Source organism: Microbacterium memoriense (assembly GCF_025398275.1).
Classification (GTDB): Bacteria; Actinomycetota; Actinomycetes; order Actinomycetales; family Microbacteriaceae; genus Microbacterium; species Microbacterium memoriense.
This window is the reverse complement of sequence record NZ_JAODOR010000011.1, coordinates 356,855-377,566: the sequence shown is the minus strand read 5'-3', so window position 1 is coordinate 377,566 and position 20,712 is coordinate 356,855. Positions and strand designations below refer to the sequence as shown.

Genomic DNA, 20,712 nt, shown 5'->3' with positions numbered 1-20,712 from the left:
AGATCAGGGGTCAAGCCCCGAAGGCACGTCGACCGTCTCTTCCATCAAGAAGCCTCCCACCTCTCCGATGCGACACCCGTGGCCAAGCCGAGTTCGATCGCCAGTCGCAACTGCGGGCCCCGACGCGGCCCCGATCTGCTGCTGGCCTCCCACTGGCGGACGCAATCTCGCAGCACGGCCACCTGTGCGCGAGTGAGGGCCTGCTTCTGCCGCTTCGGACCCTTTACCTTTTTCGAAGGCCTCGGCAGTTCTCGCGCCGGGTTGAAAGGTATGGCACCCATGCTGACCGCAAGTCCAAGCGAGTCCCGGAGCGCGCGAAGAATGTGCAGACGGTAGGAGACCGAATAGCCGACCTCGCCCTTGCCTCGTGGAGTGCGATGGGGTGCGACGCGCATCTCCTTCATGAAGTCGCGCAGCTGAGGCGTCGTGATGTCGCCGAGACACAACGCTCCGATGCGCGGGACGATCGCGCCTCGCGCGGTGCGTGCATATGTTTCGGCTGACTGCGGCTTCTGCGCATTCCCTTCATCCGCGTCACTCAGAGTCGCGATCCATCGCTCAATTGCTTCCTCCAGCGTGGCCGATCGCGACCACACGTCCCCGAGGTAGACGAGCGACGCGGCCTTCATCCTGAGCTCGGCCTCTACTTCTACGCGGGTATCGCGCACGGCGACGACGCGCCTCGGCCTGTCGGCACCATCACGCGTGCGGGCGACCCCGCGGATCTTCCCCGGAGTGCGCTCATAGTCCCAGTCGATCCGTCCGATCGCTCCCGGCTTGATTCGCGTCGGCGACATCAGCTGGCCATCCGATCGGCGGACTGCTCGCATGCTTCAAGCCAGCGCAAGACGGAGACCGCCCGATATCGCGGCTTCTTTCCCTCGAGAATGAAGGGTGGGCCTCCCCCGTCCTTGCGCCCGCGCTGGATCTTGCGAACGTGGTAGCCCGTCCGTTTGGAGAACTCCACCTCGTCCCACATCTCAAAAGGGTCAATGCCAGTGTTCGAATCGCTCATGGACACCACATGCACGGTGTTCGACCGGTGTCTATGGTCGCCAACGGCGAGGGGCGGCGAGGTGTGCACCAGCGAGCTCGTATAAGGCGCCGCGGGACCCTCATTCGGCACCCATTCGACACCTCGGCGCGCACTCCGGGAAATCCGAAACAAGAACTGATCCACGATCCACCTCTGCAATTCCGCGGAAATCAGGTGGTCAGAGCTTCGTGAAAACGGTGCCGGCTACAGGACTTGAACCTGCAACCCCCTGTTTACAAGACAGGTGCGCTACCAATTGCGCCAAGCCGGCAAGGAGACTCAAGTCTATCCGGCCGACAGCCTGATCACGGAGTCGGGCTCGGTGTCGCCGTCGGCGTTGCGGACTGCGACTTCTGATACGCGCCGCTCGCGCTCGTCAGGACGAACTGCGAGAACTCGGCCGCGTCGGCGAGATCTCCGACGTACTGCTGACCGTTGACGATGACCATCGGGGTTCCGGTGAGCGCGAGGTTCGTGCCGGTGATGCCGGACACAGCGCGTTCGGTCGCGGATTTGACCCAGGAGGTGAATGCCTCGTCCTCGACGCAGGCGCGGATCTGCTTGGGGTCTTCAGCGCCGGAAGCGATGGCCAGGTCGGCGAGCTTGGCGTCGGAGATGCCGTCCGAATCGATCTCGGGCTGCTGCGTGAGCAACGAGGTGTGGAACGTGAAGAACGTCGCCGGCTCGTAGGTCGCGACGCACGCGGCAGCGCCGGCCGCACGCAGGGAGTATTTCGTGCCGTTGGACTTCGCCGTCATCATCGACACCGGGTGGTACCGGAGCGCCACCGCACCCTCGCCGACCCACGAGGCGAGTTGAGCCGAGTTGGCGAGCTGCCACTCGCGCGCGCCCGGCGAGAGGTAATCGACATACACCTGAATGTCGACGGCAGCAGGAGCGTCGGTCGCCGTGGGCGTGGGGTTCGCTTCACCCTCGGTCGTCGCATCCGGAGTGGCGGCTCCGGGGTCGGTCATCTCGGCCTGCGCGGGCGCGAGCCCGCTGACGTCGGTGATCACGAAGCCGTCGGCGGTCGTGTTCGCGGGCGACAACTGGGGGCGGCCCGCCGTCGAACCGATGGCCCACATCACGACGACGGCGACGACGGCGACAGCAGCGACGAGACCCGCGATGAGCGCGGAGCGGCGGAGCACGCGGGCCCGCGACTGCTGGGCCTGTACCTGCAGCGCCTTCTCGCGCACAGCCTCACGGCTGCTGCGGGATGCGGGTGCACTCGAATTGTCGTCGCTGGACATGGAACCTTCTGGAAAGAGCAGGGCGGACGCGTGATCGCAGTCCGATGGGTAGCCACCCGGGCGTGGCACTGTGACGATGCTAACCAGCCACCCTGAGAGAACCCAGACACCGAAACGCGGATGGAGGCCCGCTCATGCGATAATGGAGGTGCGCCCAATGGTGGGCGTGCGGGTCAAGCCCCCGCTCATTCCATTCACTACGGATCGTCCGGCACGTACCTGCCGGTGAAGGAGAAGAAAACATGGCATCTGTCACGTTCGACAACGCCACCCGCCTCTACCCCGGCGGAACCCGCGCCGCGGTCGACAAGCTGAATCTCGAGGTCGCGGACGGCGAGTTCCTGGTTCTGGTCGGACCGTCCGGTTGCGGTAAGTCCACGTCGCTTCGCATGCTGGCCGGCCTCGAAGAGGTCAACTCGGGCCGCATCCTCATCGGCGATCGCGATGTCACCGACATCCCGCCGAAGGACCGCGACATCGCGATGGTGTTCCAGAACTACGCGCTCTACCCGCACATGACGGTCGCCGAGAACATGGGCTTCGCCCTGAAGATCGCCGGCGTCGGCAAGGACGAGCGTGCGCAGCGTGTGCTCGAGGCCGCGAAGCTCCTCGACCTCGAGGAGTACCTGTCCCGCAAGCCCAAGGCTCTCTCCGGTGGTCAGCGTCAGCGTGTCGCGATGGGTCGCGCCATTGTCCGTCAGCCGCAGGTGTTCCTCATGGACGAGCCGCTGTCGAACCTCGACGCCAAGCTCCGCGTGCAGACGCGCACCCAGATCGCGTCGCTCCAGCGTCGCCTGGGCGTCACGACGGTCTACGTCACGCACGACCAGACCGAGGCCCTCACGATGGGTGACCGCATCGCGGTGCTCAAGGATGGACTCCTCCAGCAGGTCGGCACGCCCCGCGACCTGTACGAGAAGCCGGACAACGTGTTCGTCGCCGGCTTCATCGGCTCGCCCGCGATGAACCTGTTCCCGGTCGCCCTGACCGAGGGCGGCATCCAGTTCGGCACTGCCGTCGTCGAGGCAGACATCGACAAGCCCACGAGCGCAGGCCAGGTCACGGCCGGTGTGCGCCCCGAGGACATCGTGGTCAACCCCGCCGATGGCAAGGGTCTGAGCGTGACGGTCGACCTCGTCGAAGAACTCGGCGCGGACGGTTACCTCTACGGACACACCGATATCGCCGGCAAGCGCACCGACATCGTGGCGCGCGTCGACGGTCGCAGCCACCCGAGCGCCGGCGAGACCGTGGTTCTGGCCCCCGTGCCGCACCACGTGCACGCGTTCGACATCGAATCGGGACAGCGCCTCACCAAGAAGGCGATCGCGTCCGTCTGATCGGATATCTCACGACGCAACGGCGCGGGCGGGTCTTCGGGCCCCCCGCGCCGTTGCGCATGAACGGACGAAAGGCTTCCCGGTGGTGAACTCCCTGACGATCACGGCGAGCAGCATCGACGCCGGGCTCCTGGAACTCCCGTGGAAAACGCCGCTGGGCGAGTGGGGCAGCGACACCATCGTGTCGTTGCCGAAGGGGCTCTCTCGCCACCTCGTGCGGTTCGCGAACCTGTCGGGCCGTGTCGTGGCCGTCAAAGAGACCACGGGCGAGATGGCCCGCCGCGAGTACGAGATGCTCGGCTCGCTCGCACGTCTGGATGTCCCGTGCGTCAGCCGGGTGGCGGCCATCGACGGGCGGCGGACGCCGAAGGGCGAGCCGTTGCCGGCGGCCCTCGTGACGGCGCATCTGAAGTTCTCGCTCCCCTATCGCGCTCTGTTCACGCAGACGCTGCGTCCCGACACGGCCGGACGCCTGGTCGACGCCCTCGCCGTCCTTCTCGTGCGCCTGCATACCGTCGGCTTCTTCTGGGGCGACGTGTCGCTGTCGAACACGCTGTTCCGCCGGGATGCCGGGGCATTCGCCGCCTATCTCGTCGACGCCGAGACCGGCGAGCTGCACGAGGGCGGCCTGACCCGCGGTCAGCGAGAACACGATCTGGATGTGGCCCGGACGAACATCGCCGGCGAGATCATGGATCTCGAAGCCGGCGGGCGTCTCGAAGGCGGAGTGGATGCCGTGGCCATCGCCGACGGCATCATGGCGTCGTACCACTCCCTGTGGGGCGCACTCACCGGCCGTGAGACCTTCGCCGCGGATGAGGCCTGGCACATCACCGAACGGGTCCACCAGCTGAACGCTCTCGGCTTCGACATCGGTGAGATGTCGATCGAGACGACGTCGGATGGCACCCGCGTCTCGATTCAGCCGAAGGTCGTCGACGCCGGTCATCACCAGCGGCGTCTCCTGCGCCTGACCGGACTGGACGTGGAAGAGAACCAGGCCCGTCGCCTTCTCAACGACATGGATGAGTTCAGCGCCCGTATCTCGCGCCTCGGGACCGACGAGGAGATGGTCGCCCATGAGTGGTTGACGCGGGTATTCGAGCCCGTGGTCAAAGCCATCCCGTGGGATCTGCGTGCCAAGCTCGAGCCGGCCGAGGTCTTCCACCAGGTACTCGAGCACCGCTGGTACATGTCGCAGGCGCGAGGCCGGTCCGTGCCGATCGCCGAAGTGCTCTCGTCCTACGTCGCCAATGTGCTCCGTCATCGCCGCGATGAGGCGACCCTGATGGGTCCCCCGACCGAGACGGTGGCCATCCCGGTCATCGCCGATGACACGCCGGACGAGGATGTGCCCACCGACACGGGCACGGTGGACTGGCGCGACCTGGTCTAGCCGCGCCAGTGCCGCTCAGTAGCCGACGGTGAAGCGCTGGCGCGAATGCCGGGGATTCTCGACCTCGTCGATCACGGCGACCGCAAGGTCTTCGCCCGAGATGAACGAGACACCCTCGGCATCCGTGACGAGGACGTCGCCGCCGGTGCGGTACTTCCCCGTGCGCTCCCCCGGCGCGAAAGCGCCGAAGCCACCGGCCGGGTGGACGAAGAACCAGTCACGATCGGACTGCTCCGACTGGAGGTCCTCGAGCACACCGATCAACTCGAAGGCTTCGGCCTTGAACGCGTCGGGGAACTCACCGTCGATCACGCGCGGCCCACCGGGCGCGACGAGGCTTCCACCGGCACCGCCGATGACGCCGATGCGCACCGAGTCCGGCAAAGCCGCTGCCAGCGCCTCGAGATTCGGACGGACGAGACCGGCCATCTCGCCGCGCGGCGACACGGCGCTGATGACGACATCGACACCGGTCAGCTGCGCGACGAGCCCGGGGACATCCAGGAGCGTGCCCTCGATGTAGCTGGCACCCGGGACGCGCTCTCCCGGCACCGATCGGGCGATCGAGACGACCGTGTGGCCACGCTGAGCGGCTTCGGCGACGATGTGGCGGCCGGCGTAGCCGGTGCCACCGAGAACGGCGATGAGTGCCATGGGGTTTCCCTTCGGACGGTAGTGTCCTCAGGTCCAGCCGTGGGACCTCACCGGATATTCCCGACTATTCGGCCGCGGCGCGGATCGTTGCGACCTGGTAGAGCGCGACGGATGCCGCGATTCCGGCGTTGAGCGACTCGGTGGCCGTCGAAATCGGAATCGAGACGATCTGGTCGCACGTCTCGGTGACCAGGCGCGAGAGCCCTTTGCCCTCGGAACCCACGACGATCAGCACGGGGCGATCGGCCAGTTCGAGCGCGGGGAGCGAGACATCGCCGCCGCCGTCGAGGCCCAGCACGAACACACCTTGCTTCTTGAACTCTTTGAGCGTCGAGGTGAGGTTCGAGGCCATCGCGACCGGCACGCGCGCCGCGGCGCCCGCGCTCGTCTTCCACGCGGCGGAGTTGACTCCCGCCGACCGGCGCTGAGGGATGATCAGACCCTGGCCGCCGAACGCCGCCGTGGAGCGGATGATCGCGCCGAGGTTGCGGGGGTCGGTGATGCCGTCCAACGCCACCATCAGCGGCGTCTTTCCTGCGTCGATGATCTCCTCGAGCAGATCCTGCGGGTGCGCATACTCGTACGGCGGTACTTTGAGCGCCACACCCTGGTGGACGCCGTCGAAGCCGGCCATACGGTCGAGTTCGGGCCGCGTGACCTCCATCACCGGGATCCCGCGGTTCGTCGCGATCGACAGCATCTCCTTGACGCGGTCATCCATCTCGACGCGCTGCGCGATGTAGAACGCCGTCGCGGGGATCTTGGCGCGCAGCGCCTCGAGCACCGAGTTGCGTCCGGTCACGTTCTCGGTGTCGTCGCCGGCTTTCGCCTTCGGCGAGCGCGAAGGACCGCTCGGACGCTGACCGGGAGCTCCCTTTCCGCCCGCGGCGGCATAGCGCTCCGCAGCGGCCTTGCGCTTGCCCGCCGGGTGCCATGCCCGGTCTTCAGCCTTCGGCGTCGGGCCACGGCCCTCCAACGAGCGCTTGTTCTTGCCGCCGGTGCCCTTCGTGGGGCCTTTGCCGCCCTTTGCGGCGCCGGGACGTCCTGGCTTAGCCATCGATACTCCAATGTGTTCCGTCCGGAGTGTCCTCCAGAGTGATTCCTGCCGCGGTGAGCGCGTCGCGGATGCGGTCGGCCCCCGCCCAGTCCTTCGTGGCGCGGGCGTCTGCGCGCTGCGTGATCATCGTCTGGATGAGCCGATCCAGAGCAGCCGCGTCGGCGCCGGCGTCGGCGGCACGCCACTGCGGGTCGTCGGGGTTCAGCCCGAGAATGCCGGTCATCCGCGCCACTTCCACGGAGGCGCGCGCCGCGAGATCGCGATCGCCGGCGTCGAGGGCGGCGTTGCCCGCGCGCACGGTCTCGTGGATGACCGCGAGCGCCTGCGGCACCCCCAGGTCGTCGTCCAGCGCCTCCGCGAACGCGGTCGGCAGGCCGGCGGCCGTCAGCCAGCTGGCGGTGCCGAGCATCCGCTTCGCCCGCTGTTGGAAGGTCCGGATGCGCCCGAGCGCCGCCTCGGCCTCATCGAAGCTCGCGGGTGTCAGGTCGAGGTTGGAGCGATAGTGCGCGGCGCCCAGCGCGTAACGGACGACCAACGGGTCACGCTCGGCGAGGACCTCGCGCGCCAGACGATAATTGCCCAGCGACTTCGACATCTTCTGGTCACCCACGGTGACCAGACCGTTGTGCACCCAATAGCGCGCGAAACCGTCGCCGGCGGCAGCGGATTGCGCCAGCTCGTTCTCGTGGTGGGGGAAGCGGAGGTCCAGCCCGCCCCCGTGGATGTCGAACTCGGCACCGAGGTAGCGCCGACTCATGGCCGAGCACTCGATATGCCACCCCGGACGGCCCGCACCCCACGGCGACTCCCACACCGCGTCGGCGGGCTCACCTTCCTTGGCACCCTTCCACAGCGCGAAATCCCGCGGGTCACGCTTTCCGCGCGGATCGGCATCGGGCGCCGGCTCCATCGCGTCGATCGATTGATGCGTCAGCGCGCCGTACGCGGGCCACGAGCGCACGTCGAAGTACACGTCGCCGGCCCCACCGTTCCCTGAGCCTGCCGAAGGGTACGCATGGCCGGCGGCGATCAGACGGTCGATCATCTCGATCATCTGCGGAATCGACGCGGTCGCGCGCGGCTCGTACGTCGGCGGGAGGATCCCGATCGCCGCGTAGGCGCCGGAGAACTCCTGCTCCATCCGGTACGCCAGTGCCCACCACGGCTCGGCGTCGGTCGCGTTCGCCAGGACCTTGTCGTCGATGTCCGTCACATTGCGCACGAACGTCACTCGGCCGTACCGACGGACCAGCCAGCGGCGCAGCAGATCGAAAGCGAGTGCGGCGCGCAGATGATGGATGCCGGGCCCGGATTGCACCGTCGGGCCGCAGACGTACATTGTGACGTTCGCCGGATTCAGGGGCGCGAAGTCTCGCAGCGCCTGCGCCTGAGTGTCATAAAGCCGAACCGTCACCGCTCCAGCCTACCGGCGCACGGTAGAACTGATGGGTGCGCTCCGTTCTCGCTGTCCTCGCCGCTGCCCTGCTGTTCGGCACCACCGGCACCTCGCAAGCGCTCGGCCCCGACGGGACGACCCCCCTGTCGATCGGCGTGATGCGGATGGTCATCGGCGGCACGGCGCTCGCTCTCGTCGCGTTCGCGCTGGCGCGGCGTCACGCGCGCACGCGCACCGGTGCCGGGCCCGCGCTCACGGCGCGTCCGGTGGCGCTCATGATCCTCACCGGCGTCTGCCTGGCGGTCTACCAGCCGCTCTTCTTCCTCGGCACCGAGCGCAATGGTGTCGCCGTCAGCACCGTCATCGCCCTCGGCTCGGCCCCGGTCCTCGCGGGCCTGCTCGAGTGGGCATTGACCCGCCGGCTTCCCTCGCGCGTGTGGATCGCCGCGACGGCGCTCGCGACCCTCGGCGTGGTCCTCCTCGGCGTCGGCGGGTCCTCCGGCGGCGGCACCGATCCCATCGGGATCATCGGCGCCGTCGGCGCGGGCGCGTCGTTCGCGGTGATCGCCAACGTGCAGCGGCGCCTGCTGGACGACGGGTGGGATGCGTTCACCGTCGTCGGAAGCATGGGAGCGAGCTCCGCGGCACTGTGTCTCCTCGCCCTGCCCTTCGTCGATGTCAGCTGGCTCGGCGACCCGGGCGGGCTCGCGATGGCGCTCTGGCTGGGACTGGCGACGATCGCGGTCGCCTACATCCTGTTCACCTGGGGCCTCCAGGGCCTATCGGCGGCGACAGCGGCGACCCTCACGCTCGGTGAACCGCTGACGGCGGCACTCCTCGGGATCACCGTGCTCGGCGAGCACCTGTCGCTCCTGGCCGTGATCGGTCTCGTCGTCCTCGGGACGGGTCTCGCCCTCCTCGCCTGGGGATCGCGCTCCGCGCGTGACCCGGCACCGTTCGCGATCGAGGCATGACGCGGGGCGAAGAAACACTCGGGAAACCTACGCGCGGCATGCTGGAAGCCGTGACCCTGCACATCCGCACCGACGATCTGTCGGGTGCCGCCACGCGACAGCTCATCGGCAGCCATCTCGCCGGAATGTACGACACGTCCCCCGCCGACAGTGTGCACGCACTCGGAATCGACGAACTGCAGGACCCCGCCATCACGGTGTGGTCCGCGTGGGACGGTGAGGACCTCGTCGGAATCGGCGCGCTGCACCAGCCGGATGCGACCCGCGGCGAGCTCAAGTCGATGCGGGTCGCCGACGACTTCCGCGGCACCGGAGCAGGTCGCGCGATCCTGCGGCACATCGTCGACGAAGCGAAAACACGAGGAATCGAGACGCTCTGGCTCGAGACCGGGTCTGAGGACTTCTTCGCCCCCGCGCGGGCCCTCTACGCGAGCGAAGGATTCACCGAATGCGGGCCTTTCGGCCGCTATCTTCCCGATCCGAACTCGACGTTCATGACCCGGACGCTCTGACGACGCGCGGGAGTCAGGCCGGTCGCGGGACGACCAGGGCAACCGCGAATGCCGCGACACCGTCGCCGGTGCCCGTGAAGCCGAGCCCGTCGGTCGTCGTCGCCGACACCGTCACGGGCGCCCCGAGCGCGGCTGTCAGCACGGCCTCCGCCTCCGTCCGCCGCGGCGCAAGCTTGGGCCGATTCGACTGCACCTGCACCGACACGTTCCCGATCGCGAAGCCGGCGCCCGTCAGGAGCACACGTGTGCGCGTGAGGAACGCCGCGGCGTGAGCCCCGGCATACTCCGGCTGATCCGTGCCGAAATGGGTGCCGATGTCTCCGAGCCCGGCAGCGGCCAGGAGCGCATCGACGATCGCGTGCGCGACGACATCGCCGTCGGAGTGCCCCGACAACGCCTGCTCCCCCGGCCACTCGAGGCCCGCCAGCCACAATGCCCCCTCGCCGCCGAACGCATGAACATCGGTACCGACACCGATCCGCGGCACCGGGGCACCGGCCGCCCTGGGCACGGCGAGCAGCGCGCGCGCCCGGTCGAGGTCGGCGGATGTCGTGATCTTGAACGCGAGGGCATCCCCCGCCACCGTGGCGACCTCGTGCCCCGCGGCCTGCACCAGTGCGGCATCGTCGGTGTGGTCGGCCGCGGCCGCGGCGTACGCGGCATCCAACACCGCGCGCCGGAACCCCTGCGGGGTCTGGGCGGCGGCCAGCTCGGAACGATCGAGCGCTGCGATCACGCGCACAGCGTCGACACGCTTGACCGTGTCGACCATCGGCACGACCGGAAGCGCGGCGTCGTGGCCGCTTTCGAGCGCAGCGACGACGCGCGTGAAGACGACGGGCGGTGTGAGGGCGCGTGCGGCGTCGTGCACGAGCACGTACTCCACCGCCGGCCAAACGACACGTAGGCCCGCGGCAACCGATTCCTGGCGCGTTCGCCCACCGGCGACCACGTCGATCAGCTCGTGCCGTGCCCCAGCGACGGCGCGCGCCTCGGTGAGAGCGTCGCCGACGCGGTCCTCCGGAGCAACGACGATCACCTGCGCCAGCGGACCGGCGAACACGCGCTCGAGCGCGTGGCGCAGAATCGAATGCTCATCGATGCCGACGAACGCCTTCGGCGCTCCGGCGGCCAAGCGTGTGCCCGAGCCTGCCGCGACGACGATCACGGCGACATGCGGGGTCGGAAGCGCATCGGAGCTCATGCTCCGACACTACCGATTCAGCTGGCGAGGACCTCGTCGAGCACGGCAGAAGCGTGCTCTTCGTCGGCCTTGAGCGCCAACGCGATCTCGGAGACGAGGATCTGGCGGGCCTTGGCCAGCATGCGCTTCTCGCCGGCCGAAAGTCCACGGTCCTGATCGCGGCGCCACAGGTCGCGAACGACCTCGCTCACCTTGATGACATCGCCGGACGCGAGCTTCTCGAGGTTCGCCTTGTACCGGCGCGACCAGTTGGTCGGCTCCTCGGTGAACGGCGCGCGCAACACGTCGTAGACCCGCTCCAGACCGTCCTGACCGATCACATCGCGAACACCCACGAGGTCGACATTGTCTGCCGGGACCTCGATGATCAGATCACCCTGAGTGACGTTCAGCTTCAGGTATTTCTTGGTCTCGCCCTTGATGACCCGGTCTTTGACCTCGATGATCGTAGCGGCCCCGTGGTGCGGATAGACGACCGTCTCGCCAACCTCAAAAAGCATGCAGTTATGTCCTTTCGGCAACCTCTAGGATACCACAGGCGTTATACGCTAAGGTACGCGGGCTCAGGCCCCGCACGCATACCCCAGACCACCGGTTCCCATAGACTGAGATGAACCCGTCTCGCCTCTGGAGGATCCGTGAAATCGCGTCTGCTCACCTCGCTCGCCCTCGGCGTCACGCTCGTCCTCGGCACCACCGGGTGCAGCATGATCACCGAGCAAGCGACGACGATCCCGTACTCGGCCTCCGACGGCGTCAACATTCCGGACTCCGGCCCCCTGAAGGTGCGCAACGCCTTGCTGGTGGCCGACGAGTCCGGCGCATCCGCCAACTTCCTGGCCGCCGTCGTGAACGACACCGACACCGCGGAGACCCTGCTCGTGGGCCTGGACGGTGCAACCCAGACCGTGCGCGTGCCGGCACGCTCCGCCGTGAGCCTCGGCTTCGACGGCTCGGACCCCCTGCTGTTCCCGCGCATCGATTCCGCACCCGGCACGAACGTCGAACTCACGTTCCAGTCCGGCGATGGTGAAGGCGTCGCCTACTTCGTCCCCGTGCTCGACGGCACGCTGGACTACCTGGCCGACTTCGTCCCCCAGGACTGACGCGCGGCACAGCCGCAGCGAAGAGCCCCGACCGGTCAGCTGACCGGTCGGGGCTCTTTCACGCTCAGCCCTCGAAGCGGTAGCCGAGCCCTCGCACGGTCAACAGCATGACCGGCTCGCTCGGGTTCTTTTCGATGCGGGAGCGGATGCGTTTGATGTGCACGTCGAGCGTCTTCGTGTCGCCGAAGTAGTCACTCCCCCACACCCGGTCGATCAACTGGCCGCGCGTGAGTACGCGTCCGGTGTTGCGCATCAGCACCTCGAGCAGCTCGAACTCCTTCAACGGCATCGAGATCACTGCACCGTCGACCGAGACCGTGTGCCGATCCATATCCATCGTGACCCGGCCGCCCTCGACGATCCGCTCGTCGATCCCGAGGTCAGGACCCTCCGACCGGCGGAGCACCGCGCGCATCCGGGCGAGCAGTTCGCGCGACGAATACGGTTTCGTGACGTAGTCGTCGGCACCGAGTTCCAACCCGACGACGATGTCGATCTCGCTGTCCTTGGCCGTCAGCATGATGATCGGGACGGCGGAGGTCGTCCGGATGATGCGGCAGACCTCGGTTCCCGGCATCCCGGGGAGCATGAGGTCGAGGAGCACGATGTCGGCTCCGCGCGCTCCGAAGGCGTCGAGGGCCGATGGTCCGTCCTCGGCGATCTCGACCTCGAACCCTTCCCGACGGAGGAGGTAGGCGAGGGGGTCGGCCAGATCGGGTTCGTCCTCGACGATCAGCACGCGAGTCATAGAGTCTTCTCTCGGTTGACGGCCGCGGCCTTCGCGGCTTTCTTCTTCTTCGCGCGGCGCTTCTTGTCCGGCAGATTCAGGGGCGGGTCGACGGCCGGCAGGCGCAGAGTGAAGGTCGAGCCGCGTCCTGGACGCGACCAGAGTTCGATATCGCCACCGTGACGCTGCACCGCATGCTTGACGATCGACAGCCCGAGACCGGTCCCGCCTGTGCGGCGTGAGCGGGCTTGGTCTGCCCGGTAGAAGCGCTCGAACACCCGGCGTTGCTCGTCTTCGGAAATACCGATGCCACGGTCGGTGACGGCGATCGACACGACACCGTCGATGAGTTTGACCCCGACGCCGACCTGCGCACCCGCGGGCGAATAGGCGATCGCGTTGGCGACGAGGTTGCCCACCGCTTCCGTGAGCACCTGCACGTCGCCACGCACGTAGGCGCGGCGAGACCCTCCGCGGGCGATCGTGATGTCGGCCGACTGCGCCGCGAGCCACTGGGATTCGATCGCGGCCGCGACGACCTCGTCGACGGAGACGTCGCGGAGCTCGGTGAGATCATCGGCGGACTGCAGCCGCGACAGATTCATGATGCGCGAGGTCAGCTGCCCGAGCCGCCCCGCCTCGGCGGTCAGGCGAGAAGCGAAGTGGCGCACCTGATCGGGGTCGTCCGCGGCCGATTCGATCGCCTCCGCCAGGAGAGTGACAGCCCCTACGGGGGTCTTCAACTCGTGACTGGTGTTGGCGACGAAGTCCCGCCGCATCTCCTCGACGCGCTCCCGCTCGGTGATGTCCCGGATGACGACGAGGGTCAGCCGCGCGGTGATCACGCTGGCCCGGGCCGTCACGAGGCGGGGCTCGATCCCGCGCTTCAGGCGCAGATTCTCCGACTCAGGATGCTCGGCGCGCCGCGCCGCGCGCACCAACAGGCGCAGGTCATCGCCGGGAAGATCTTGCCCTTCTTGCATACCGAACAGCTCTGCGGGCGGCGAGGCCGCCACGATGAGCAACGAGGTGTCGACCACGACGGCCACGTCGTCCATGCCCTGCAAGACGGAACGCGTGCCGTCGGGAAGCTCGAACGATGCCTCGATGCGCGCACGGTCGCGCGCCCGCAGCGCCATGAGCACCAGGGCCGCGAGGGCACTACCGATGAGGACGCCCACCACGAGGGCGACGAGCGCCGCTTGCGTCGAGTCCATGAACACCAGCGTAGAGCGGGGCGCACAGGCACTGCGGACGTTTTGCGCGGCGGCCGACACGATCACCCGGAGTGTTCACGGCTCCGGCACCGTTCGTTAACCTTCGAGGGAGAAGATCACCGAGTCTGCGTCGGGCGCCTGCCTGCCGCAATGAAGAGAGGTTCCGAAGATGCGCGAAGTGTTCCACCAGTCGCTCGAGGACGTTCAGTCACGTCTCGTGGAGATCGCCGAGCTCGTCACCGTCGCGATCGAACGCGCGACGAAGGCTTTCGGCACCAGCGACGTCACCCTCGCCGAAGAGGTCATCGAAGCCGACCAGGTCATCGACGACAAGGCCATCGAGCTCGACGAGCTCGCCATCCAGATCCTCGCGCGCCAACAGCCCGTCGCGCGTGACCTCCGCATCGTCGTCGCCGCGCTCCGCGTCAGCGCGTCGCTCGAACGGATGGGTGACATCGCCGAGCACATCGCGCAGCTGACCCGCATGCGCTTCCCCGAGCGCGCGATCCCGAAGGGCCTGAAGAGCACCTTCACCAAGATGGGCGAGATCGACGTGCAGGTCGCGAATCTGCTCACCGAGATTCTCCGCACGGAGGACCTGGCGCTCGTCGAAAAGCTGCGCACCCTCGACGACCAACTCGATGACCTCCATCTGTCGGTCTTCGAGAAGGTCCTCAGTGAGAACTGGCAGGGTGAAGCCGGCGCCACCGTCGACGCGACCCTCGCGAGCCGTTACCACGAGCGCTTCGCCGACCACGCACTGTCCGTCGCCAAGAAGGTCGCCTACCTCGCGACCGGCGAGTGGACGCCCGACACCGATTCGATCGCCGTGATCGTGGCCGCCGACCTGGCCGCCGTGCGCGAGAACGCCGACGGCGCCGAGGCCTGATCGACAGCACGAAGAAGGGGGATGCCGGCCGGCATCCCCCTTCTTCGTGGTTCAGGCTATTTCTTACCCTGGCTCGCGACCGCGGCGGCGCCCGCGGCAGCGGCCTCGGGATCGAGGTACGCGCCCGGCTCGAGCGGCATGAAGTCTTCACCGAGTCGGTAGACCAGCGGGATGCCGGTCGGGATGTTGAGCTCGGAGATGTCGGCGTCGCTGATCCCGTCGAGGTGCTTCACGAGGCCGCGCAGCGAGTTGCCGTGCGCCGTGACGAGGACGGTCTTACCGGCCTGGAGGTCGGGAATGATCTCGGACTCCCAGTAGGGCAGCATCCGGTCGATCACGATCTTGAGCGACTCGGTACGCGGAACCTCGCCGTCGATGCCGACGTAGCGGGGGTCACCGGACTGGCTGTACTCGGCGTCATCGGCCAACTCGGGCGGCGGCACGTCGAACGAGCGACGCCACAGCATGAACTGCTCGTTGCCGAACTCCTCGAGCGTCTCGGCCTTGTCCTTGCCCTGCAACGCGCCGTAGTGGCGCTCGTTGAGGCGCCAGGAGCGCTTCACCGGGATCCACAGGCGGTCGGCCGTGTCGAGCGCGATGTTCGCGGTCTGGATCGCGCGGGAAAGGAGCGAGGTGTGCAGGACGTCGGGCAGCAGGCCCGCGTCCTTGAGGAGCTCGCCACCGCGGGCGGCTTCGGCCTCCCCCTGCTCGGTGAGGCGGACATCCACCCACCCGGTGAACTGGTTGGTCTTGTTCCACTCGCTCTGCCCGTGGCGGAGGAGGATGAGCGTATACGGAGCGGTCATAATCGTCATCCTACCCATCGCAGCGCTGGCATCATGAGGGGATGACGCCGGAGAAATCACCCGGTTCGCGCGCGACCGGCAAGATCACACGCGGCACGACGAACACCAACCGGCTACGCCGTGTCGATCGATGGATCGCGCGGCATCCGGTGCTGCACCGGACCGACGATCCGCTCGTCGTCGACCTCGGTTACGGAGCCAGCGGTGTGACCGCCTTCGAGCTCGAGGCGCGGTTACGACGCGCCCGCGCCGACGTCGAGGTCCTCGGGCTCGAGATCGACCCGGCCCGCGTGCAGCGTGCCACCGCACAGCTCGCCGAGGTGCGCGATGGGAGCACATCGTTCGCACCGGATGCCCGCGTCTCGTTCGCACGCGGAGGCTTCGAGGTGCCGCTTCCCGCCGGGCGCCGACCCGCCGTCATCCGCGCATTCAACGTGCTGCGTCAATACGACGAGGCCGACGTCGCCGCAGCCTGGACGCTGATGGCGACGCGCCTGGCTCCGGGCGGCATCATCGTGGAGGGCACCTGCGACGAACTGGGCCGCATCTGCACGTGGGTGGAGGTGGGCGCGGACGCCCGCCCGCGGAGCCTCACGATCTCGCTCCGGCTGGCGCAGTTGGACTCCCCCGGCATCGCCGCCGAACGCCTGCCGAAGGCCCTCATCCACCGCAATGTGCCCGGCGAGCGTGTCCACGCATTCCTCGTCGCGCTGGACGCCGAATGGACCCGGGCAGTGGCGGCGTCGAGCTTCGGTGCCGAGCAGCGCTGGCGGGCCGCTCTCGCAGCGATGGCGGCATCCGGCTGGCCCGTCGGCGACCGTGCGCGCTGGCGACTCGGCGAGGCCACTGTGCCGTGGGACTGCGTCGCGCCGTCCTGACGCCGCTCGGTCGTGCGCGCGCCGCGCTCATCCGGCGCACAGCGCGCCTGCGGGGCTACGAAGCGCCGCTTTCCGCCGGATGAAGGGATGCCCCACACGCTCATCCGACGCGAATCGCGGCCGCGGCGCCGCGTTGCGCCGCTTTCCGCCGGATGAACCCGATGAACCCGGATTGACCGGGCGGGAGCGCGGGGTCACGAGCGCGGGCGCCGTCAGACGCGAGGGAGCGCAGCGCGGGCGTCGGCGGCGGGCATGCCTGCCGCCGTCATGAGGTCGACGGCGAGCGGGCGCAGGGCACCGAGGAGGTTGTGCTCGCTGCCCGCACGTCCACGCGTGAGTTCCGCGGGATCCAATCGACCGGCGACCGCACGCACGGCTTCACGCGCGGGCGGCTCGAACGAGATGTCGGCGAGCGATTCGCCGATCAGCCGGGCGCCGGCCGCCAGTTCCGCGAGCAGATCGGCGGCGACCGGACGCGCTTGCCGGTCATCGCACAGGTAGACGACCCGACGCGCGATCACGCGAAGGTTGCGGCTGGCGAGATCCAGGTGGGCACGGACTCGCTCCTGGCGTTCGAGTTCGCACCGCTCGCGACGCAGGAACGGCGAGATCCGTGCAATGGCCATGCCGGACTCGAGCGACACCCGCCAGTCGTCCACGAGCGGCTGGAGTGCGCGGGCCTTCTCCAACCCCCGTTCAGCACGGACACGGTCGCCGCGTCGAAGGGCCTGGACGAGTGTGGCTACGGCGTTGTCGAAGGCTGCCAGCAGCGCGGCGCCCTCCCGGGTCGCGGCTCGCAACGGCCGACGCGGCACGAGAGCGGTGACGAGCAGCGCCGCGACGCCCCCGATGATCCCGTCGATGAGTCGCAGGAAGGGCACGCTCGCCGGGATCACCATGACGATCGCGGACTGGATGGCCGCCGCGATCGCGAAGCCAGGCTGCGCCGACAGGAATCGGGCGACGATGAGCGACGCGGTGAGCGTGATCGCCAATTGCCACCATCCGACCCCGGCTACGAGCACCATCAGCTCGGCGATCAGGATGCCGACGATCATCCCGACGACGGTCTCCAGCACCCGGCGGGGCCGGGCGTCACGGACCAGGCCCAGGCTCGAGACCGTGACGGTCGCGGCCAGCAACGGCACCGGGTGCCCGAGCGCGTAATGCGCGAATGCGAACGCGGCTGTCGACGCGATGACGATCTGGAGCACGGCCGGCGCGGACTCACGGACGCGCTCGATTCCGGGACGCGGGTCGAAGCGGTGACGCCACCCGGTGCGGACGGGAGTCGTCGGCGGATCGACGTGACCCGACACGTCAGCGGCGACGGGACAAGCGCGGAAGACGCGGCACGGCGGCGGTGCGACCGGCATCCGGCGGAACGATCGTCTCTGCCGACGCGGCGACCTCGCCGTCCCCCGTCTGCACGGTCAGCACGGCTCCCTCGACGAGTGTGCGCTTCACGAGCGCCAGCGCGATCGGGCCCTCTTCGAAATGGCGTGCGACCGACGTGATCGCGCCGACCGGTTCGCCGTCGGCGAGCACCACGGCACCCGGCTCGGGCAGGACGGCATCGCTGCCGTCGAGCTGCAGTGCGATCAGGCGTCGCGGCGGATGGCCGAGATTGTGCACCTTCGCGACCGTCTCCTGCCCGCGATAACACCCCTTCTCGAGGTGAACCGCCGTGCGGAGCCAATCGACTTCGTGCGGCAGGGTGCGCCCGTCGGCCTCCGCCGAGGCGCGAGGCCGCCAGGCCGCGACACGCAGCGCGTCGGCCGCCCACCGTCCGGCGACGCTCTGTTCACCACGCGCAGCGGCGTTCGCGAGCGCGGCGTACTGCTCGAGGTCGACGATCGCTTCGGCCCAGTCGCGCTCTCCGCCCGGATGCGGATCGGCCGGCGCATACCCCCAGCCGCCGGGAGCCACGCGCGGCCACGGATCGGTCCAGGTCGCCACCGGCGCGAGCGCCGCGATCGCCGCGGCTGTGCCGCCGATGACACGATGGGACGAACCGGCATCCTGCAGTTCGACGCGCAGGCGGAAACGCATGCGCGTGAGCCAGGTCAGCAGCGCGGCGGAGCGGTCGCGATCGACGATGAGCCAGGTGGTCGCGCCGTCATCGACGATGGATGCCGCGTGTTCCACGTGTCCCTGCGGATCGAGGATGAGCAACTCGGTGCTCTCTTCCGGCTGAAGTGCGGACACGGCCTGCGACGTGATCGAGTCCAGCCAGGTCAGGCGGTCGGGACCGGCGAGCGTCAGGACACCGCGGTCGCCGAGGACCGCCACGGCGCGTCCGGCGACGAGTTCGCGTTGCTCCCGATGGGGCGAACCGAAGTGCACCGGACCGGAGTCATCGACAACGGCGCCGGGCACCGCTGTGAACGGATCGGTCATCAGTCTGCCCGGGCGAGGCGCGCGGACGCGTGCGACGCAAGTTCGCCGCCGAGCGCAGCAACGTCCCACGCCCACAGCAGATGACCGTCGACGTAGCCGTACATCCGGGTCGCTGCGGCGTATTCCTTCGCGGTCGCAGGGCGCACGATGGCGTCCGTCGCGATGTCGATGCGGGGGCCACGAGCCTGACCGAGATAGAGCTCACTGATCCCGTCGGAGTGCACGATCGCCACTTCGATGTCGAAGCCGCCCTCCTCGGTACGAAGCGCCTCCACGTCGTCGACGGTGCGGAGCTGGGTCGACACCTCGGCGGGCGGCAGGAGCGCCGGCCCGGCATCCGCACCGGTCGCGGGTCGCGCCAAGCGCCAATATCCTGTCTCGGCAACGAGCGGCGAGCGCTGGCCGTCTTCGCCGAGCAACCAGGCGCTGGCGGCATAGTTGACGTAGTCGCCGCCATCGTGGCTGAAGCTCACGCGGTGCGAGAACTCGCCCGAGAAGGCGGTGCCGTCCACGTCGTAGTCGATGACACCGGTGCCTTCCCAGACACCCAGGAGCCAAGACAGCGGAACGATGTCCGCCGGGAGGTCGGTGGGGAGATCCAGCACGGCGTCAGCGCTGGCCGCGGTACAGGTTCTTGATCACGACGCCGGAGACGAACACGATCGCCAACGAGGCGAGTGCGAGCAGCCCGACGAAGAAAAGTTCGAGAGCGACGAGGTCCATGAGCTCAGTCTACGCGCGCATCGCGCTCAGGCGGAGAACAACGACGCGAGCCCGAGCCCGACCCCGATGAGGCCCATCACGACGAGACCGCCCAGGACGCTCGCCGCGACGCGCTGGATGAATCCGTGGGGGTGGCCGTGGGCGAGCTGGATCGCGAACGACGCGATGAGGACGAGCCCCATCCCCACGGCCATCCATGCAGCCTGCGCCTCGGACGGCACGGCGATCCCGATCACGAGGGCGATGACGGCGGAGATCACCCATGCGGCCACGATGCCGCGAACGCCGCTACGGGGCGCGAGCTCGGGGAGGGACATGCGTCCATTGTGACCCAACCTGTACGCTGACGCACGCTCGGCGTAGCCCGAGCGCACGACGCTCTAAGATGGGACTCGATCCGGGTCCACCCGAGTCCTCCCAGCGGAAGGGACCCTGTTGGCGCAACTGCTCGTGCTGAGCTCCGCCCCCGGCGGAGGATCAGTCCTGCCCGCGCTCGAGTTGCTGAGCCACCGCGTCCGCCAGATCCCGGCAGAACCGGCATCGCTCGTGAATGCACCGAGCTCGGACGTGATCTTCATCGACGCACGCATGGACCTCGTCGGTGCGAAGTCGCTGTGCAAGATCCTGAACACGACGGGCATCGACGCGCCCCTCATCCTCGTCGTCACCGAAGGCGGCCTCACCGCCGTGTCGACCGATTGGGGCATCGACGACGTCCTCCTCGTCACCGCAGGACCCGCGGAGGTCGACGCCCGCATCCGTTTGGCGGTCGGGCGGTTGGCCAAGGAGCAAGTCTCCAGCCGCATCTCGACGTCGGGGATCACGATCGACGAGTCTTCCTATTCGGCCAAGGTCCGTGGGAAGCCACTGGATCTGACGTACAAGGAGTTCCAGCTCCTGCATTTCTTCGCGACGCACCCGTCCCGCGTGTTCACCCGCGAGCAGCTGCTGAGCGAAGTCTGGGGTTACGACTATTTCGGCGGCACGCGCACAGTCGACGTGCACGTGCGGCGCCTGCGCGCCAAGCTCGGCGACCTCGAGCAGCTCATCGGCACCGTCCGCAACGTCGGATACCGCTTCAACGTCTACGAGGACGACCAGGTTCCCGCTCCGCGCGAACGCGTGCAGGGCTGACGGTTAACGT

At 68.4% G+C, this 20,712-nt stretch carries 23 protein-coding genes and 1 tRNA gene; 8 read left to right on the top strand and 16 right to left on the bottom strand.

Annotation, left to right across the window (positions count from 1 at the left end):
• Nucleotides 1-44: 44 nt before the first annotated feature.
• From N4R40_RS11095 to N4R40_RS11080, 4 genes are all read right to left on the bottom strand, one after another.
• Nucleotides 45-797 carry a hypothetical protein gene (locus N4R40_RS11095; RefSeq protein ID WP_261607429.1) on the bottom strand — a complete coding sequence of 251 codons (753 nt, stop codon included), beginning with the start codon at nucleotides 795-797 and terminating at the stop codon, nucleotides 45-47.
• The gene (locus N4R40_RS11090) at nucleotides 797-1,015 is read right to left on the bottom strand and encodes a hypothetical protein (protein ID WP_261607428.1); all 219 of its coding nucleotides are present in this window, start codon (nucleotides 1,013-1,015) and stop codon (nucleotides 797-799) included. The genes N4R40_RS11095 and N4R40_RS11090 overlap by 1 nt, the downstream gene beginning before the upstream one ends.
• 219 nt (nucleotides 1,016-1,234) lie before the next feature.
• Nucleotides 1,235-1,307, bottom strand: a tRNA-Thr gene (locus N4R40_RS11085).
• A gap of 34 nt (nucleotides 1,308-1,341) precedes the next feature.
• On the bottom strand, nucleotides 1,342-2,289 hold the full coding sequence (locus tag N4R40_RS11080; RefSeq protein WP_261607427.1) for a DsbA family protein: 948 nt from the start codon (nucleotides 2,287-2,289) through the stop codon (nucleotides 1,342-1,344).
• A 242-nt stretch (nucleotides 2,290-2,531) separates the two neighbouring features.
• Here N4R40_RS11080 and N4R40_RS11075 point away from each other — a divergent pair, with 242 nt between their 5' ends.
• Together N4R40_RS11075 and N4R40_RS11070 are read left to right on the top strand one after the other, a co-directional pair.
• Complete coding sequence (locus N4R40_RS11075; protein WP_261607426.1) at nucleotides 2,532-3,629, top strand: ABC transporter ATP-binding protein; 1,098 nt, start codon at nucleotides 2,532-2,534, stop codon at nucleotides 3,627-3,629.
• An 82-nt stretch (nucleotides 3,630-3,711) separates the two neighbouring features.
• Nucleotides 3,712-5,025: a DUF4032 domain-containing protein gene (locus tag N4R40_RS11070; RefSeq protein WP_261607425.1), complete on the top strand. Its 1,314-nt coding sequence runs from the start codon at nucleotides 3,712-3,714 to the stop codon at nucleotides 5,023-5,025.
• Between the two features lie 15 nt (nucleotides 5,026-5,040).
• Here the strand turns inward: N4R40_RS11070 and N4R40_RS11065 are convergent, their stop codons facing one another.
• From N4R40_RS11065 to cysS, 3 genes are all read right to left on the bottom strand, one after another.
• Entirely contained in the window at nucleotides 5,041-5,679 is a 639-nt protein-coding gene (locus N4R40_RS11065) for an NAD(P)-dependent oxidoreductase (RefSeq protein WP_261607424.1), read from the bottom strand.
• Nucleotides 5,680-5,743: 64 nt separating this feature from the next.
• On the bottom strand, nucleotides 5,744-6,736 hold the full coding sequence (gene rlmB / locus N4R40_RS11060; RefSeq protein ID WP_261607423.1) for a 23S rRNA (guanosine(2251)-2'-O)-methyltransferase RlmB: 993 nt from the start codon (nucleotides 6,734-6,736) through the stop codon (nucleotides 5,744-5,746).
• Complete coding sequence (gene cysS / locus N4R40_RS11055) at nucleotides 6,729-8,150, bottom strand: cysteine--tRNA ligase (protein ID WP_261607422.1); 1,422 nt, start codon at nucleotides 8,148-8,150, stop codon at nucleotides 6,729-6,731. The genes rlmB and cysS overlap by 8 nt, the downstream gene beginning before the upstream one ends.
• Nucleotides 8,151-8,185: 35 nt before the next feature.
• Here cysS and N4R40_RS11050 point away from each other — a divergent pair, with 35 nt between their 5' ends.
• Complete coding sequence (locus N4R40_RS11050) at nucleotides 8,186-9,106, top strand: DMT family transporter (RefSeq protein ID WP_261607421.1); 921 nt, start codon at nucleotides 8,186-8,188, stop codon at nucleotides 9,104-9,106.
• 50 nt (nucleotides 9,107-9,156) lie between these two features.
• Entirely contained in the window at nucleotides 9,157-9,618 is a 462-nt protein-coding gene (locus tag N4R40_RS11045) for a GNAT family N-acetyltransferase (RefSeq protein WP_261607420.1), read from the top strand.
• A 13-nt stretch (nucleotides 9,619-9,631) separates the two neighbouring features.
• Here N4R40_RS11045 and ispD read toward each other — a convergent pair whose 3' ends face one another.
• Together ispD and N4R40_RS11035 are read right to left on the bottom strand one after the other, a co-directional pair.
• Complete coding sequence (ispD, locus tag N4R40_RS11040; RefSeq protein WP_261607419.1) at nucleotides 9,632-10,822, bottom strand: 2-C-methyl-D-erythritol 4-phosphate cytidylyltransferase; 1,191 nt, start codon at nucleotides 10,820-10,822, stop codon at nucleotides 9,632-9,634.
• 17 nt (nucleotides 10,823-10,839) lie between these two features.
• The gene (locus tag N4R40_RS11035) at nucleotides 10,840-11,322 is read right to left on the bottom strand and encodes a CarD family transcriptional regulator (protein WP_203189805.1); all 483 of its coding nucleotides are present in this window, start codon (nucleotides 11,320-11,322) and stop codon (nucleotides 10,840-10,842) included.
• A 138-nt stretch (nucleotides 11,323-11,460) separates the two neighbouring features.
• Here N4R40_RS11035 and N4R40_RS11030 point away from each other — a divergent pair, with 138 nt between their 5' ends.
• Nucleotides 11,461-11,928, top strand: a complete 468-nt coding sequence (locus N4R40_RS11030) for a DNA modification methylase (RefSeq protein WP_261607418.1) — start codon at nucleotides 11,461-11,463, stop codon at nucleotides 11,926-11,928.
• A 64-nt stretch (nucleotides 11,929-11,992) separates the two neighbouring features.
• On the opposite strand, the gene N4R40_RS11025 is transcribed toward N4R40_RS11030, so the two are convergent.
• Complete coding sequence (locus tag N4R40_RS11025; RefSeq protein ID WP_261607417.1) at nucleotides 11,993-12,676, bottom strand: response regulator transcription factor; 684 nt, start codon at nucleotides 12,674-12,676, stop codon at nucleotides 11,993-11,995.
• Nucleotides 12,673-13,872: a sensor histidine kinase gene (locus N4R40_RS11020; RefSeq protein WP_261607416.1), complete on the bottom strand. Its 1,200-nt coding sequence runs from the start codon at nucleotides 13,870-13,872 to the stop codon at nucleotides 12,673-12,675. The genes N4R40_RS11025 and N4R40_RS11020 overlap by 4 nt, the downstream gene beginning before the upstream one ends.
• Before the next feature lie 169 nt (nucleotides 13,873-14,041).
• Here N4R40_RS11020 and phoU point away from each other — a divergent pair, with 169 nt between their 5' ends.
• Complete coding sequence (gene phoU, locus N4R40_RS11015; protein WP_261607415.1) at nucleotides 14,042-14,761, top strand: phosphate signaling complex protein PhoU; 720 nt, start codon at nucleotides 14,042-14,044, stop codon at nucleotides 14,759-14,761.
• Between the two features lie 56 nt (nucleotides 14,762-14,817).
• Here phoU and N4R40_RS11010 read toward each other — a convergent pair whose 3' ends face one another.
• Nucleotides 14,818-15,567 (bottom strand): phosphoglyceromutase, encoded by a 750-nt coding sequence (locus N4R40_RS11010; RefSeq protein ID WP_261607414.1) that lies wholly within the window; start codon nucleotides 15,565-15,567, stop codon nucleotides 14,818-14,820.
• A 41-nt stretch (nucleotides 15,568-15,608) separates the two neighbouring features.
• Between N4R40_RS11010 and N4R40_RS11005 the strand changes: the two genes are divergently transcribed.
• A complete protein-coding gene (locus N4R40_RS11005) occupies nucleotides 15,609-16,445 on the top strand; it encodes a methyltransferase domain-containing protein (RefSeq protein ID WP_261607413.1) in 837 nt (278 codons plus the stop codon).
• A gap of 212 nt (nucleotides 16,446-16,657) precedes the next feature.
• On the opposite strand, the gene N4R40_RS11000 is transcribed toward N4R40_RS11005, so the two are convergent.
• From N4R40_RS11000 to N4R40_RS10985, 4 genes are all read right to left on the bottom strand, one after another.
• The gene (locus tag N4R40_RS11000) at nucleotides 16,658-17,764 is read right to left on the bottom strand and encodes an FUSC family protein (protein ID WP_261607412.1); all 1,107 of its coding nucleotides are present in this window, start codon (nucleotides 17,762-17,764) and stop codon (nucleotides 16,658-16,660) included.
• 1 nt (nucleotide 17,765) lies between these two features.
• Nucleotides 17,766-18,845, bottom strand: a complete 1,080-nt coding sequence (ygfZ, locus tag N4R40_RS10995; RefSeq protein WP_261607411.1) for a CAF17-like 4Fe-4S cluster assembly/insertion protein YgfZ — start codon at nucleotides 18,843-18,845, stop codon at nucleotides 17,766-17,768.
• Nucleotides 18,845-19,450 (bottom strand): FABP family protein, encoded by a 606-nt coding sequence (locus N4R40_RS10990; protein WP_261607410.1) that lies wholly within the window; start codon nucleotides 19,448-19,450, stop codon nucleotides 18,845-18,847. Before N4R40_RS10990 ends, ygfZ begins: the two co-directional genes overlap by 1 nt.
• A gap of 144 nt (nucleotides 19,451-19,594) precedes the next feature.
• Nucleotides 19,595-19,885, bottom strand: a complete 291-nt coding sequence (locus N4R40_RS10985) for a hypothetical protein (protein WP_261607409.1) — start codon at nucleotides 19,883-19,885, stop codon at nucleotides 19,595-19,597.
• Nucleotides 19,886-20,003: 118 nt separating this feature from the next.
• Between N4R40_RS10985 and N4R40_RS10980 the strand changes: the two genes are divergently transcribed.
• Nucleotides 20,004-20,702 carry a response regulator transcription factor gene (locus N4R40_RS10980; protein WP_261607408.1) on the top strand — a complete coding sequence of 233 codons (699 nt, stop codon included), beginning with the start codon at nucleotides 20,004-20,006 and terminating at the stop codon, nucleotides 20,700-20,702.
• Nucleotides 20,703-20,712 lie beyond the last annotated feature (10 nt).

Excerpts from the sequence above, each read along its gene's own strand:
- ygfZ (WP_261607411.1), bottom strand. The coding sequence starts at position 18,845 with ATGACCGATCCGTTCACAGCGGTGCCCGGCGCCGTTGTCGATGACTCC.
- N4R40_RS11080 (WP_261607427.1), bottom strand. The coding sequence starts at position 2,289 with ATGTCCAGCGACGACAATTCGAGTGCACCCGCATCCCGCAGCAGCCGT.
- N4R40_RS11090 (WP_261607428.1), bottom strand. The coding sequence starts at position 1,015 with ATGAGCGATTCGAACACTGGCATTGACCCTTTTGAGATGTGGGACGAG.
- N4R40_RS11010 (WP_261607414.1), bottom strand. The coding sequence starts at position 15,567 with ATGACCGCTCCGTATACGCTCATCCTCCTCCGCCACGGGCAGAGCGAG.
- N4R40_RS11075 (WP_261607426.1), top strand. The coding sequence starts at position 2,532 with ATGGCATCTGTCACGTTCGACAACGCCACCCGCCTCTACCCCGGCGGA.
- rlmB (WP_261607423.1), bottom strand. The coding sequence starts at position 6,736 with ATGGCTAAGCCAGGACGTCCCGGCGCCGCAAAGGGCGGCAAAGGCCCC.
- N4R40_RS11020 (WP_261607416.1), bottom strand. The coding sequence starts at position 13,872 with ATGGACTCGACGCAAGCGGCGCTCGTCGCCCTCGTGGTGGGCGTCCTC.
- N4R40_RS10985 (WP_261607409.1), bottom strand. The coding sequence starts at position 19,885 with ATGTCCCTCCCCGAGCTCGCGCCCCGTAGCGGCGTTCGCGGCATCGTG.
- N4R40_RS11095 (WP_261607429.1), bottom strand. The coding sequence starts at position 797 with ATGTCGCCGACGCGAATCAAGCCGGGAGCGATCGGACGGATCGACTGG.
- phoU (WP_261607415.1), top strand. The coding sequence starts at position 14,042 with ATGCGCGAAGTGTTCCACCAGTCGCTCGAGGACGTTCAGTCACGTCTC.
- N4R40_RS11065 (WP_261607424.1), bottom strand. The coding sequence starts at position 5,679 with ATGGCACTCATCGCCGTTCTCGGTGGCACCGGCTACGCCGGCCGCCAC.
- ispD (WP_261607419.1), bottom strand. The coding sequence starts at position 10,822 with ATGAGCTCCGATGCGCTTCCGACCCCGCATGTCGCCGTGATCGTCGTC.
- N4R40_RS11025 (WP_261607417.1), bottom strand. The coding sequence starts at position 12,676 with ATGACTCGCGTGCTGATCGTCGAGGACGAACCCGATCTGGCCGACCCC.
- N4R40_RS11035 (WP_203189805.1), bottom strand. The coding sequence starts at position 11,322 with ATGCTTTTTGAGGTTGGCGAGACGGTCGTCTATCCGCACCACGGGGCC.
- N4R40_RS11005 (WP_261607413.1), top strand. The coding sequence starts at position 15,609 with ATGACGCCGGAGAAATCACCCGGTTCGCGCGCGACCGGCAAGATCACA.